This is a genomic window from Pseudooceanicola marinus (assembly GCF_020177265.1).
GTDB lineage: Bacteria > Pseudomonadota > Alphaproteobacteria > Rhodobacterales > Rhodobacteraceae > Pseudooceanicola > Pseudooceanicola marinus_A.
Window position 1 is genome coordinate 196,825 of the sequence record NZ_JAIVMC010000005.1, and the last position, 12,410, is coordinate 209,234.

General features: G+C 66.5%; 14 protein-coding genes. 8 read left to right on the plus strand and 6 right to left on the minus strand.

Going from position 1 to position 12,410, the window contains the following annotated elements; genetic code table 11:
* Positions 1–37: 37 nt before the first annotated feature.
* The 3 genes from LC066_RS10010 to LC066_RS10020 all read left to right on the plus strand — a co-directional run bounded on the left by LC066_RS10010 (position 38) and on the right by LC066_RS10020 (position 2,226).
* Entirely contained in the window at positions 38–448 is a 411-nt protein-coding gene (locus LC066_RS10010) for a hypothetical protein (protein WP_222475799.1), read from the plus strand.
* 150 nt (positions 449–598) lie between these two features.
* Positions 599–1,516 carry a D-amino acid aminotransferase gene (locus LC066_RS10015; protein ID WP_222475801.1) on the plus strand — a complete coding sequence of 306 codons (918 nt, stop codon included), beginning with the start codon at positions 599–601 and terminating at the stop codon, positions 1,514–1,516.
* Complete coding sequence (locus LC066_RS10020; RefSeq protein ID WP_224898413.1) at positions 1,513–2,226, plus strand: sulfotransferase; 714 nt, start codon at positions 1,513–1,515, stop codon at positions 2,224–2,226. The genes LC066_RS10015 and LC066_RS10020 overlap by 4 nt, the downstream gene beginning before the upstream one ends.
* 28 nt (positions 2,227–2,254) lie before the next feature.
* Here the strand turns inward: LC066_RS10020 and LC066_RS10025 are convergent, their stop codons facing one another.
* The 4 genes from LC066_RS10025 to LC066_RS10040 form a co-directional block, all read right to left on the minus strand.
* Positions 2,255–2,851, minus strand: a complete 597-nt coding sequence (locus tag LC066_RS10025; RefSeq protein ID WP_224898415.1) for a class I SAM-dependent methyltransferase — start codon at positions 2,849–2,851, stop codon at positions 2,255–2,257.
* Between the two features lie 153 nt (positions 2,852–3,004).
* Positions 3,005–3,211, minus strand: a complete 207-nt coding sequence (locus LC066_RS10030; RefSeq protein ID WP_224898417.1) for a cold-shock protein — start codon at positions 3,209–3,211, stop codon at positions 3,005–3,007.
* 874 nt (positions 3,212–4,085) lie between these two features.
* Positions 4,086–4,370, minus strand: a complete 285-nt coding sequence (locus LC066_RS10035) for an SCP2 sterol-binding domain-containing protein (RefSeq protein WP_222475807.1) — start codon at positions 4,368–4,370, stop codon at positions 4,086–4,088.
* A 185-nt stretch (positions 4,371–4,555) separates the two neighbouring features.
* Positions 4,556–5,776, minus strand: coding sequence for an argininosuccinate synthase (locus LC066_RS10040; protein ID WP_224898419.1), 1,221 nt, complete (start codon positions 5,774–5,776; stop codon positions 4,556–4,558).
* A gap of 145 nt (positions 5,777–5,921) precedes the next feature.
* On the opposite strand from LC066_RS10040, the gene ilvA reads away from it, so the two are divergent.
* Positions 5,922–7,157, plus strand: a complete 1,236-nt coding sequence (gene ilvA / locus LC066_RS10045; RefSeq protein ID WP_224898421.1) for a threonine ammonia-lyase IlvA — start codon at positions 5,922–5,924, stop codon at positions 7,155–7,157.
* Between the two features lie 101 nt (positions 7,158–7,258).
* On the opposite strand, the gene LC066_RS10050 is transcribed toward ilvA, so the two are convergent.
* Positions 7,259–7,582, minus strand: coding sequence for an Hpt domain-containing protein (locus tag LC066_RS10050; protein WP_224898423.1), 324 nt, complete (start codon positions 7,580–7,582; stop codon positions 7,259–7,261).
* Positions 7,583–7,773: 191 nt separating this feature from the next.
* On the opposite strand from LC066_RS10050, the gene LC066_RS10055 reads away from it, so the two are divergent.
* Entirely contained in the window at positions 7,774–9,084 is a 1,311-nt protein-coding gene (locus LC066_RS10055) for a PP2C family protein-serine/threonine phosphatase (RefSeq protein ID WP_318246709.1), read from the plus strand.
* An 11-nt stretch (positions 9,085–9,095) separates the two neighbouring features.
* Here LC066_RS10055 and LC066_RS10060 read toward each other — a convergent pair whose 3' ends face one another.
* Complete coding sequence (locus LC066_RS10060; protein ID WP_224898708.1) at positions 9,096–9,530, minus strand: NUDIX domain-containing protein; 435 nt, start codon at positions 9,528–9,530, stop codon at positions 9,096–9,098.
* 76 nt (positions 9,531–9,606) lie between these two features.
* Between LC066_RS10060 and LC066_RS10065 the strand changes: the two genes are divergently transcribed.
* Genes LC066_RS10065 through LC066_RS10075 form a run of 3 tightly spaced genes read left to right on the plus strand, consistent with a single transcriptional unit; the run spans position 9,607 to position 12,399 of the window.
* Complete coding sequence (locus LC066_RS10065; RefSeq protein WP_224898425.1) at positions 9,607–10,626, plus strand: Hsp33 family molecular chaperone HslO; 1,020 nt, start codon at positions 9,607–9,609, stop codon at positions 10,624–10,626.
* Positions 10,610–11,230, plus strand: a complete 621-nt coding sequence (locus tag LC066_RS10070) for a CoA pyrophosphatase (RefSeq protein WP_224898427.1) — start codon at positions 10,610–10,612, stop codon at positions 11,228–11,230. Before LC066_RS10065 ends, LC066_RS10070 begins: the two co-directional genes overlap by 17 nt.
* Complete coding sequence (locus LC066_RS10075; RefSeq protein ID WP_224898429.1) at positions 11,227–12,399, plus strand: CCA tRNA nucleotidyltransferase; 1,173 nt, start codon at positions 11,227–11,229, stop codon at positions 12,397–12,399. The genes LC066_RS10070 and LC066_RS10075 overlap by 4 nt, the downstream gene beginning before the upstream one ends.
* The last annotated feature ends 11 nt before the right edge of the window (positions 12,400–12,410 follow it).

The window sequence follows — 12,410 nt, forward strand, 5'->3', positions numbered from 1 at the left end:
ACGGGGACGGTCCTGACATCACAATGGGAGATATGACATGAAGACCCTTATCGCAGCCGCCGGCCTCAGCCTCGTTGCCTCCGCCGCCCTCGCCGACGATCACATGGCCCCCATGGTCGAAGCCATGGACCAGGACGTGTCCAACGGCGTGGTCAGCGCCACCAAGGTCGTGGCCCCGGAAAACGGCTGGATGGTCGTGCACCGTACCGATGCCGAAATGGCCCCCGGCCCGGTCGTCGGCTATGCGCCCCTGCGCGCCGGCGAAACCATGGATGTGGCCGCCATCCTGCAGGAAGACGTGATGCCCGGCGACATGCTGATGCTGATGGTCCACTCCGAAGAGGGTGGCATGACCACCGGCATGTTCGAATACACCCTGGGCGCGACCGAGGACGGCCCGATCAAGCCCGGTGGTGACCTGGTGATGTCGGTGATCACCGCAGAGTGATCGGATGCCGGCGGAGGGGAGCCTTTGCTCCCCTCTTGCCATCGGGGCCGCGAAATTCGGCCAGTTTGATCGGCGGATCCGGATTTTCCGGGTCCGCCGATTGGCTTTCCGGCGCCAGCCTCCTAGCGTCGCCCAAAGACGGAGGTGACGATGAGCGATACCCGGGAACAGACCGCCCATGACGCGGAACATGACGCCCGCAACGACGACCTGAAGTTCTGGCTGAACGGCAAGATCGTCGGCAAGGCCGAGGCCGTCGTGTCGATCTACGACAGCGGCTTCATGCTGGGAGATGGCATCTGGGAGGGGCTGCGCCTCTACGATGGCCGCTGGGCCTTCCTGGACGAACACCTGGACCGTCTGTTCGAGGCGGCCCTGGCCATCGACCTGGATATCGGCCTGTCCAAGGGAGAGATCGAGGTGGCGCTGGAAGAGCTGCGCGCCGCCAACGGCATGGAGACCGACGCCCATGCCCGGCTGATGGTCACCCGCGGCGTGAAGGACCGCCCCTTCCAGCACCCCTCGCTGTCGCGGTCGGGGCCGACGGTCGCGATCATCATGGAACATTCCAAGCCGGTCCTCGGCCGCCCGATCCGCCTGGCCACCGTGCCGCATCTGCGCGGTCTGCCGATGACCCAGGATCCCAAGCTGAATTCCCATTCCAAGCTGAACTGCATCCTGGCCTGCATCGCCGCCGAGAAGGCCGGTGCCGACGAGGGGCTGATGCTGGACGTGCATGGCTTCGTGAACACCACCAATTCCTGCAATTTCTTCATCGTCCGCAAGGGCGAGGTTTGGACCTCCACGGGGGACTACTGCATGAACGGGATCACCCGGCAGAAGGTGATCGACGTCTGCCGCGCCGAGGGCATCCCGGTGTTCGAGCGCAACTTCTCCCTGGTTGATACCTATGGCGCCGACGAGGCCTTCCTGACCGGCACCTTCGGCGCCCAGACGCCCGTCGGGGACATCGACGGGCGGCAGATCGGCACCGGAGAGCTGGGGCCGGTCACCGAACGCATCCGCGCGCTTTACAAGGATCTGGTGGCGCGGGAGGCATCGCGATGAAGGTCGCCTGCTGGTCCGGCCCCCGCAACATCTCCACCGCGATGATGTATGCCTTTGGAAACCGGGAAGATTTCTCCGCCGTGGATGAACCCTTCTACGCCGCCTACCTGGCGCTGACAGGCCGCGTGCACCCGATGCAGGCGGAGATCCTGGCGGCGCAACCGCAGGACCCGGCGGAGGTCATCGCCACGCTGACCGCCCCCGATGCCACGCCGCACGCCTATCACAAGCATATGGCCCAACACATGATCCCGCAGATCCCGCGCGACTGGTTCGGGGACATGCGGCATGTCTTCCTGATCCGCCATCCGGCCCGTGTCGTGGCCAGTTTCTCGGTCAAGTACGACAACCCGGAGCTGTCGGAGATCGGCTTCGTCCAGCAGGCGGAGCTGTTCGAGCAGGTGCTGATGGAGGGCCACGATCCGGTGGTCATCGACAGCCACGACATCCGCGCCGACCCCGAGGGGATGCTGCGCGCGCTCTGCGACCGGCTGGGGCTGGACTGGGATCCGGCGATGCTGTCCTGGGAGGCGGGCCCGAAACCCCATGACGGGGTCTGGGCCGCGCATTGGTACAATGCCGTTCACGGCTCCACCGGGTTTGCGGGGGCCGAGGGGGAAATGCCGGCGCTGACGGGGGAGATGGCCGCACTGGCCGAGGCCGCGCTGCCCGCCTATCAGGCGCTGGCGGCCTGCCGGTTGCGCCCCTGATCTCGGCCTGATCCCAAGGCGCGGGGCCTCAGTGCCGCCGCGCCACCATGTCCACCAGGGCGGAGGGGCCGGAATGGCCCGCGCCCTCTTCCAGCACCTTCTCGTAGCTGGTCAGCTCGACGATCTCGCAGCCCGAGAAGGCCTCGCGCAGCATGGCCTCGGTATAAAGTTGCTCGGCGACGCGGGGGCCGCCGGTGCCATGCTCCAGCTGGTCCACCGTGTAGCCATGCACCAGGATCGTGCCGCCGTGCTTGGTGGCGCGGATCATCCCGTCGAAGACCTGCGCCCGGTCGTCGGGGGTGAGGAACTGGAAGAAGATCCCGACGACCAGATCGTATTGCTGCGCGTCCCAGTCGTAGTCGAGGATGTCGGCGACGGAGGTCTCGACCTCCACGTGCCAGTCCTCGGCCAGCTTGCGCGCCTTTTCCACCGCCTTGGGGGCGCCGTCGAAGGCGGTCACCTTCATGCCACGCTCGGCCATGAAGACGGAATTGCGCCCCTCGCCATCTGCAATGGACAGGGCCGTCTGCCCGGGCACCAGCAGGCCGGTGTGGGTGCGCAGCACCTGGGAGGGCGAGGTGCCGTAGACGTAATCGGGGGTGTCGAAACGATCGTTCCAGTTCATCGGGGGGATCTCCTGTCGCTTGCCGTGAATGTGTCACGTGAAACGCGGGCGGCAAGAGGGACGCGGTGTCGCGGAGCCGCATGCGCGGACCCCTGGAACGCAAAACGCGGCGCCCGGAGGCACCGCGTTTCGGATCGTGAAGATCGCTGTGGCTCAGGCCAGGGCGATGTTCGATGCGGATTCGCGGCCGTCACGGCCGGCTTCCACGTCGAAGGTCACTTGCTGGTTGTCGGCCAGGCCGGTCAGACCGGCGCGTTCGACGGCGGAGATGTGGACAAAGATGTCCTTGCCGCCGGATTCCGGTGCGATGAAGCCGAAGCCTTTAGTGGTGTTGAACCATTTCACGACGCCATTGGCCATATCGTGGTCTCCTTCAATAAACCTGCCCGCAGGATGCGGCAGCGTGGCGTGGTCGGTCTGGATCGAGAAAGACTGAGCGCCGGTTTAGAGGAGACAGCTGTCGAAAAAGAAAAACGTAAGCTCCCAACCCCTACGCCGCTTGGGTGAGTCGTACAAGGGATAGTTGAGACGGCGTGCGGGCACTTCGAGTTTATCGTGAACGGGGTGGGATGTGTCGGAGTGCCCGAAGCGTTGTGTGCCTTCAGTGCCCACGCCGGGCTTGGAGTCCCGCCCGGCGGCACCGCCGGGCAGCGCCGACCCGCCCCATGGGCGGCGCTGCAGCGCCACCCCGGGTCGGCGCTGCCCTCGGCGAGTAACCAGCTCTAGGGCTACTTGCGGTGACAGGCAGGACAACAATATGCGCATCCATCAGAGTTCCAATAGTGAGCGCGTTTGGCCTCCGACACAGCATCTTGGCAATTGTCGTAGAAACCGACGTAGGATTTCGACTTTGCCAGCGCGAGCCATTGGCACCCTTCTCTGTGTACCTCGTGCTCGCCAGTCGGTTGCTGATGATCGTTAACATAGTAGTTCGAATAGGGCATTTGAGCCTCCATCAAGAACGATGGACTGCTTGACACATAGCCCTGAACGGGATTCACTCAGGGTACTCTCTACGCCCGCCGCAGCCCATCTAGATCGGTTGGCGGCGATGGAGGACCGCGCCGTCTCGGGTACCAGCCGAGACGGCGCAATCGATTCCATCCGTCAGAGTATAGGATTCCCTGTGACCGCTAACGAGTCAAGCTCAAGGCATGGTGTGCCACCACTAGATGGAGCGCAAATCTCTTTCTTACCAGCTATATGTGGTGAATTCTGGCGCTAGATCAGAGCTTTAGCCAAGCACCTTCCCCAGCTTCATCGCCAGGCCCATGTCGCCCGAGACCTTGATCTTGCCGAAGGCGAAGGCGGTCATCGGGTTCAGGTCGCCCGCCATCAGCTTCACCAGGTTCTCGCGGCTGATGTGAATGGTGCAATCGGCGGGCTCATCGGCCAGCACCACGCCGCCGTCGCGAATGGTGATCGCGCCGTCCGCGCCGCAGTCGAACTTGAAGCTGTCCTCGACGGGCCGTTTCTCCAGCCCGCGGGCGATCTTCGCGGCAATCTCTTCCATGGTCATGACTTTCCCTCCCTCTGGTCGCCGGCAGTTGAGGGCGGGGGCAGGGCGCTGCCAAGGGTGACGTGGCGCGTCTTGACGTGAACGTCACGTCAGCGCGGGGCGCCCGCACACACAAACGCAAAACGGCGCCCGAAGGCGCCGTTCCGACGAGGTATCCGACGGGCGCCAGGACCCGGCGGACGAGGTTACTTCACGCGCTTGTTGCGCGCCGCCAGCAGCTTCAGCCGCAGGGCGTTCAGCTGGATGAATCCGGCCGCGTCCTTCTGATCGTAGGCGCCCGCGTCGTCCTCGAAGGTCACATGGGCCTCCGAGTAGAGCGAGTAGTCCGACCAGCGCGCCACGGTGCGGGCGGAGCCCTTGTAGAGCATCAGCTTCACGGTGCCGGTGACGAATTCCTGGCTCTTGTCGATCAGCGCCTGCAGCATCTCGCGTTCGGGGCTGAACCAGAAGCCGTTGTAGATCAGCTCCGCGTAGCGCGGCATGATCGAATCCTTCAGGTGGCCGGCGCCGCTGTCGATGGTGATCTGCTCGATGCCACGGTGCGCCTCCAGCAGGATCTCCCCGCCCGGCGTCTCGTAGATGCCGCGGGACTTCATGCCGACGAAGCGGTTTTCCACGAAGTCGAGGCGCCCGATGCCGTGCAGCTTGCCCAGCTCGTTGAGCTTGGTCAGGATCGTGGCGGGCGACATCTCTTCACCGTCGATGGCAACGGCGTCGCCTTTTTCGAAAGTGATTTCAACGTATTGCGGCTCATTCGGGGCCGACAGGACCGGATCGTCGGTCCGCTGGTAGACGTATTCCGGTGCCTCGACGGCGGGATCTTCCAGCACGCGGCCCTCGGAGGAGGTGTGCAGCAGGTTGGCATCGACCGAGAAGGGCGCTTCGCCGCGCTTGTCCTTGGCGATCGGAATCTGGTTCTTCTCGGCGAAGTCCAGCAGCGAGGTGCGCGAGTTCAGGTTCCATTCGCGCCAGGGGGCGATGACCTTGATCTCGGGGTTCAGGGCGTAGCAGGCCAGCTCGAACCGGACCTGGTCGTTGCCCTTGCCGGTGGCGCCATGGGCCACGGCATCGGCGCCGGTTTCGGCGGCGATCTCGACCAGGCGCTTGGAAATCAGCGGGCGGGCGATGGAGGTGCCCAGCAGGTACAGGCCTTCGTAGACCGCGTTGGCGCGGAACATCGGGAAGACGAAGTCGCGCACGAATTCTTCTCGGACATCCTCGATGAAGATCTCCTTCACGCCCAGCATCTCTGCCTTGGCACGAGCCGGTTCAAGCTCTTCGCCCTGACCGAGGTCGGCGGTGAAGGTGACGACTTCGCAACCGTATTCGGTCTGAAGCCATTTCAGGATGATCGAGGTGTCGAGGCCGCCGGAATAGGCCAGGACGACTTTCTTGGGCGCGGACATATCTGTTCCCTCTTGCGGATGCGAGAGCGGCGATAGCGGGTTTTGCGGGGCAGGGCAAGCGACAGCCCCGCAAAGCGCCTTGTACGAAGGGCTTTCGACCCGCCGCCCCTTGCCAAAAGCCGCGCCGTGCGGCACCTCTGGCGCCATGGATACCTTCGTTCAGGCCGCCCGCGACGCCATGGAGGCGATGCGCGAGGTCTTCCCCGCCACGCCCCTGATGCGCAACGATCACCTTTCGGCCAAGTACGGCGCCGAGATCTGGCTGAAGCGTGAGGACCTGTCGCCGGTACGCAGCTACAAGCTGCGCGGGGCCTTCAACGCCATGCGCAAGGTGCTGGCGGAGCGGGAGGTTTCGGCCTTCGTCTGTGCCAGCGCGGGCAATCACGCGCAGGGCATGGCCTTCATGTGTCGCCATTTCCAGGTGCCCGGTGTCGTCTTCATGCCGGTGACCACGCCGCAGCAGAAGATCGACAAGACGCGCATCTTCGGCGGTGACTTCGTCGAGATCCGCCTGGTTGGCGACTATTTCGACGACACCCTGGCCGAGGCGCAGCGCCATTGCGCCGAGGTGGGCGGGCATTTCCTGGCGCCCTTCGACGATGGGGACGTGATCGAGGGCCAGGCCTCCGTCGCGGCCGAGATCGAGGCGCAGCTGCCTGATCTGGCCGACATGATCGTCCTGCCCGTGGGCGGCGGCGGCCTGTCGTCCGGCGTGCGCAGCTATTTCGGGGATCGGATCGAGTATCGTTTCGTCGAACCGGCTGGCGGGCCTTCCCTGCGCGCCGCCGTTGCGGCGGGGGAGCCGGTGACGGTGAAGATCGCGGACAACTTCGTCGATGGCGCTGCCGTGGCGAAGATCGGCGCGCGGCCCTTCGAGCGGCTGCGCGACGTGGATCCGGCCCATGTGCTGGCGCTGCCCGAGGATCGCATCTGCATCACCATGCTGGACATGCTGAACGTGGAAGGCGTCGTGCTGGAACCCGCCGGCGCGCTGTCGATCAACGCGCTGGAGGATCTGCGCGATCAGATTGCCGGCAAGCGGGTGATCTGCGTCACCTCGGGGGGCAATTTCGATTTCGAACGCCTGCCGGAGGTGAAGGAACGGGCGCAGAGATACGCCGGTGTGAAGAAATACTTCATCCTGCGCCTGCCGCAGCGCCCCGGCGCCCTGCGCGATTTCCTGGAAATGCTGGGGCCGGAGGATGACATCAGCAGGTTCGAGTACCTGAAGAAATCGGCGCGCAACTTCGGCTCTGTCCTGATCGGGATCGAGACCAAGCGGGCCGAGAACCTGGATGCGCTTTATGCGCGGATGGACGCGGCAGGCTTTACCTATCGTGACATTACGACGGATCCGGTGCTGTCGGAATTCCTGATCTGACTTGGGGCGGCGCTGCCCGGCGCTTCGCAGGTTGGTCTCCGGCGGAACGGTGCAGGCCGTGTGAGCGGCGTGGTCGCTGAAAAGGCCCCGGGGCGCAGCGCTCAGGCCGCCAGCCGTTCGGGCAGTTCGGCCAGGAATATCGCCTTGCTTTCGGCATAGCTGGCGCGGATCGCCGCCAGATCCACCGCGGCCCCTTCGCCGCGCGCCGCCCGGGCCTCGCCCTCGGCGCAGAGGTCCGAGAAATGTGTGAACCCGAGGTTCAACGCCGAGCCCTTCAGCGCATGCAACACCTGTTCCAGCCTCGGGCCATGGGCCAGCGCCGCCAGCGTTTCCTCGACCTCATCGAGGAATATCTCGACCACCTCGTCGAAATTCTCGGCGCCGACATCGTTGCGCAGTTCGGTGACCTGGGACCAGGTAATCATCACAGCCTCCGCCTGTCCGTGGGCCGAGGCTAGGCCGCGATGTTTAACCGGGGCTGAAGCCCGGGCGGTGTTTAACGACAAGTCGAGCTTTAAGAGGCTCTTAAATCCGGCTGTCTAAGGCTGTGGCGCTTGGACCGGCCCCGCGTTTGCGGGCGGGTCGAAACGGGCGAAACAGGCAAGTGGTCTTGGACGTGCAGTTGAAAAGCGACCAGAGGGCAGGGGCGCGCCCCGTGCTGGCGGAGGACGGGGCGGAGGGGATCTCTGCCGCGGTTCCGGCCGCGCGCCGCGTGCTGGTGGTGGATGACAGCCGGTTGCAGCGGCGCATCCTGCTGTCGTCGCTGTCGGGCTGGGGGTATGAGCTGCGTGAGGCCGACAGCGGGGAGGCCGCCCTGGCCGTCTGCCGCGACTGGCCGCCCGACCTGGTGATCAGCGACTGGATGATGCCGGGCATGGACGGGCTGGATTTCTGCAAGCAGTTCCGCAACTTGGAGCGGGAGAGCTATGGCTATTTCCTGCTGCTGACCTCGAAGAACGAGAAGGTGCATGCCGCCGAGGGGCTGGACGCCGGGGCCGACGATTTCCTGACCAAGCCGGTGAACAAGGCGGAGCTTCGGGCGCGGCTGAACGCCGGCGAACGCATCCTCGACATGCAGGAGGAGCTGACGGCGAAGAACCGCATCATCCGCCAGACCCTCAGCCGGCTGCAGGCCGCCCATGACGTGATCGACAGCGACCTGATCGAGGCGCGCAAGCTGCAGCAGAGCCTGGTGCGCGACCGGCATCGCGCCTTCGGGCCGATGCAGATCTCGCTGCTGCTGCGCCCGGCCGGGCGCGTCGGCGGCGATCTGGTGGGGTTCTACCCGATCGACGAGCAGACCTTCGGCTGTTTCGCCATCGACGTGTCGGGCCACGGGATCAGCTCGGCCCTGATGACGGCGCGGCTGGCGGGCTACCTGTCCTCGGCCGTGCCCGAACAGAACGTGGCGATCCGCGCGCTGCCCGGAGGCGGCTATGCGCCGCGCGATCCGGCGGAGGTGGTGGCCCATCTGAACGACCTGGTGCTGGGGGAGATGACGACCGAGCACTACTTCACCATGATCCTGGCCCATGTGCAGATGACCACGGGCCGGGTGCGGCTGGTGCAGGCGGGCCATCCCCATCCCGTGTTGCAACGGGCCGACGGCCGCATCGCGGAGGTGGGGCGGCCAGGCGTGCCCGTGGGCCTGCTGCCGGAGGTCGCGTTCGAGGAGTATGAACTGGTCCTGCGCCCGGGGGATCGCCTGCTTGTCACCTCCGACGGGATCACCGAATGCCCCGATCCCACGGGGCGGCTGCTGGACAGTGACGGGCTGGCGCGGATCCTGCAGGACTTGCGCGGCGCCTGTGGCACCGCCTTCCTGGAGGGGCTGTTGTGGCAGCTGGGGGACTACGGCGGCGAGGAGGAGTTCCCGGATGACATTTCCGCCGTGCTGCTGGAATACCCGCAGCCGGCGCCGGTGTAGTCAGCCCGTGCCTAGAGGAGTTGGCGCAGGATGCCGGCGTCGCCTTCGCTGCCCAGCAGGTCCACCGCGATCTCCGGTGCCATCCACAGGGCGGTGTGATGCGGCTCGATCGGCTCGGACCGGGCCATGACGGGGCGCGCCATGTAGATGTGGCACAGCTTCTCGGCATACATGTCGTAGTCGGGCATCCAGACGAAGCGGCGGTAGACGCCGACGCGGCGCGGTGCCGCGATGGTCCAGCCGGTTTCCTCCCAGACCTCGCGGTGCAGGGCGCGCACCGGGCTTTCGCCGGGATCGATGCCGCCACCGGGCAGCTGCACCTCGGCCTCCGGTTCGGCCTGGTAGGTCAGCAGCAGTTTCCCGTCGCGCGGCAGGATCGCATAGGCCCCGGGCCGCAGGGTGTATTGCGTGTCGGACAGGGGAGGCTTGCCGTAGCGACGCATGATGTCTCCTTGAAGCGGGCTCGCTTGCCCCTTAGGTGGCACCGGGTTATGCCAAGAGCAAGCGGATAGGACCCATTTCATGACCCTCAGCAGCAAGATCGCCTGGGACGACACCGTTTTGCCGTTCCAACTGGACAATGCCGACATCCGCGGCCGCGTGGCGCGGCTGGACGGGGTGCTGGACGGCATCCTGAAACAGCACGATTACCCGCGCGCGGTCGAGGCCCTGGTGGCCGAGATGGCGCTGCTGACCGCGCTGATCGGCCAGACGATCAAGCTGCGCTGGAAACTGTCGCTGCAGGTGCAGACCAAGGGCGGCGCGGTGCGGATGATCGCCACCGACTACTACGGCCCCACCGAAGAGGGGGAGCCGGCGCGCATCCGTGCCTATGCCTCCTACGACAAGGACAAGGTCACCGGCGACGACCCCTGGTCGCAGCTGGGCGACGAGGGCTACTTCGCCATCCTGATCGACCAGGGCCAGGGCATGCAGCCCTACCAGGGGATCTCCCCGCTGGCCGGCGGGTCGCTGCGCGCCTGCGCCGAGGCCTACTTTGCCCAGTCGGAACAGATCGCCACGCGGTTCAACCTGTCCTACGGCCTGTCGCGCGAAGCGGGCGGCGAGGAACATTGGCGCGCCGGGGGCGTGATGCTTCAGATGATGCCGGGCGCCGGGATGCACGTCAGCGAAGGCAGCGGCGAAAAGGGCCTGCTGACCGCCGGTGATCTGGTGGAAAGCGACGAGGAGAAGTCGGAGAACTGGAACCGGGTGAACTTCCACCTGGATACGGTCGACCAGCTGGAGTTGATCGGCCCCTCCGTGGCGCCGACCGATCTTCTGGTGCGCCTGTTCCACGAGGAAGTGCCGCGCGTCTTCGACTCCCAGCCGGTGAAGTTCGGCTGCTCCTGCTCCGAGGACAAGGTACGGCAGTCGCTGTCGATCTACTCGGCCAAGGACATCGAGACGATGACCACCGAAGAGGGCGTGGTGACCGCCGATTGCCAGTTCTGTGGCGCCCATTACGTGCTGGATCCGGCTACCGTCGGGTTCGAGGCCGAAGGGAAGGACGCCCTTGGCAACGATGTGTCGAAGGACTGATCCGCGCGATCCCTATGACCTGCTCTCCGTGGCGCTGTCCCGCGCCACGGAGCCATCGTCGGATTTCGATCTGAACGATGACGCGCATCTGCTGGCCAATGTGAAGACGCGGCCGGCGGGCGTGCTTTGCGCGGTCGAGGACCTGGGCGGCGTGCCCCATGTGATCCTGACCAAACGCTCCTCCCGGCTGAAACATCACCCCGGCCAGATCGCCTTTCCGGGCGGCAAGCAGGACCCCGGCGATGCCGACCCGATTGCCGCCGCCCTGCGCGAGGCGGATGAGGAGATCGGCCTGCCGCCCTCGCATGTCGAGGTGCTGGGCACCTTGCCCACGCACCGCACCGTCACCGCCTTCCAGGTGACCCCGGTGATCGCCCGCGTCACCGCCCCCTTCGTGGCCCGCCCCGAACCCGGCGAGGTCGAGGAGATCTTTCCCGTGCCCCTGTCGCATGTGCTGGACCGGCGGAACTATTCGATCCAGTCGCGGCGCTGGCAGAACTCCATGCGGCACTACTTCACCGTGCCCTGGGGGCCCTATTACATCTGGGGCGCCACGGCGCGGATGCTGCGGGTGCTGGCCGAGGCGGTGGAGGTCGGGCAATGACCGGGGACGCCCCGCGGATCACCGGCGACTGGTTGACGGCGCCCGCCACGCGCGCGGTCTGCGATGCGCTGACCGGGGGCGGGCACCAGGCCTGGTTCGTCGGCGGCTGCGTGCGCGACGCGCTGCTGGGCGTGCCGGTGGGGGACATCGACATTTCCACCGATGCGCGCCCCGAGACGACGCTGGCCCTGGCGCAGGCCGCCGGTCTGAAGGCGCTGCCGACAGGGATCGACCATGGCACGATCACGGTGGTTTCGGGCGGCATCCCGCATGAGGTGACGACCTGGCGCCGCGACGTGGAAACCGACGGCCGCCGCGCCGTGGTGGCCTTTGCCGACACCATGGAAGAGGACGCGCGGCGCCGCGACTTCACCATGAACGCGCTCTATGCCGATCCGGAGGGGCGCGTGGCCGATCCGTTGGGACAGGGGGTGCAGGATCTGCGCGCGCGGCACCTGCGGTTCATCGACGATCCCGATCAGCGCATCCGCGAGGATTACCTGCGCATCCTGCGCTATTTCCGTTTTCACGCCCGGTTCGGCGATCCCGACGCCGGCATGGACCCGGAGGCCCTGGCGGCCATCGCTGCCAATGCGGATGGCATCGACGGGCTGTCGCGCGAACGCGTTGGGGCCGAGCTGGTGAAACTTCTGTCGGTCGCCGATCCGATGCGCGCCCTGGCGGCCATGGATCAGACCGGCGTGCTGCGCCATGTCCTGCCCGGTGCCGGCCTGCGGGCGCTGGGGCCGCTGGTGCACCTGGAGGGCACGCAGGGTCGCGCCCCCGACCAGGTGCTGCGCCTTGCCGCCCTGGGCGGAGAGGACCCGGGCCCCGCCCTGCGCCTGCCCAAGAAGGACGCAGCGCGCATCACCCGGTTGCGCGACGAGGCGACCGGCAGCCGCGGCCCGGCGGAGCTGGGCTGGCGCCACGGCGAGGGCGAGGCGCAGGCGATCCTGATCCTGCGTGAGGCCCTGCTGGAAATGCCCCTGCCGCCCGACGCCATGGCCCGCGCGGGGTTCGGCGCGGCGCAGACTTTCCCGCTGACCGCGAAGGGCCTGCAACCCCGGTTCCAGGGGCGCGAACTGGGTGAGGCTCTGCGCCGGGCGGAGGCGCTGTGGATTGCCTCCGATTTCACCCTCGACGCTGGCGGATTGCTGGCCGCGCTCTAGCTTCCTGCCTG

Bases quoted from the DNA above. Each gene is read 5' to 3' on its own strand.
- LC066_RS10050 (WP_224898423.1), bottom strand. From the start codon at position 7,582: ATGATTACCTGGTCCCAGGTCACCGAACTGCGCAACGATGTCGGCGCC.
- ilvA (WP_224898421.1), top strand. From the start codon at position 5,922: ATGGATACCTTCGTTCAGGCCGCCCGCGACGCCATGGAGGCGATGCGC.
- LC066_RS10025 (WP_224898415.1), bottom strand. From the start codon at position 2,851: ATGAACTGGAACGATCGTTTCGACACCCCCGATTACGTCTACGGCACC.
- LC066_RS10030 (WP_224898417.1), bottom strand. From the start codon at position 3,211: ATGGCCAATGGCGTCGTGAAATGGTTCAACACCACTAAAGGCTTCGGC.
- LC066_RS10035 (WP_222475807.1), bottom strand. From the start codon at position 4,370: ATGACCATGGAAGAGATTGCCGCGAAGATCGCCCGCGGGCTGGAGAAA.
- LC066_RS10065 (WP_224898425.1), top strand. From the start codon at position 9,607: ATGACCCTCAGCAGCAAGATCGCCTGGGACGACACCGTTTTGCCGTTC.
- LC066_RS10040 (WP_224898419.1), bottom strand. From the start codon at position 5,776: ATGTCCGCGCCCAAGAAAGTCGTCCTGGCCTATTCCGGCGGCCTCGAC.
- LC066_RS10015 (WP_222475801.1), top strand. From the start codon at position 599: ATGAGCGATACCCGGGAACAGACCGCCCATGACGCGGAACATGACGCC.
- LC066_RS10010 (WP_222475799.1), top strand. From the start codon at position 38: ATGAAGACCCTTATCGCAGCCGCCGGCCTCAGCCTCGTTGCCTCCGCC.
- LC066_RS10070 (WP_224898427.1), top strand. From the start codon at position 10,610: ATGTGTCGAAGGACTGATCCGCGCGATCCCTATGACCTGCTCTCCGTG.
- LC066_RS10075 (WP_224898429.1), top strand. From the start codon at position 11,227: ATGACCGGGGACGCCCCGCGGATCACCGGCGACTGGTTGACGGCGCCC.
- LC066_RS10020 (WP_224898413.1), top strand. From the start codon at position 1,513: ATGAAGGTCGCCTGCTGGTCCGGCCCCCGCAACATCTCCACCGCGATG.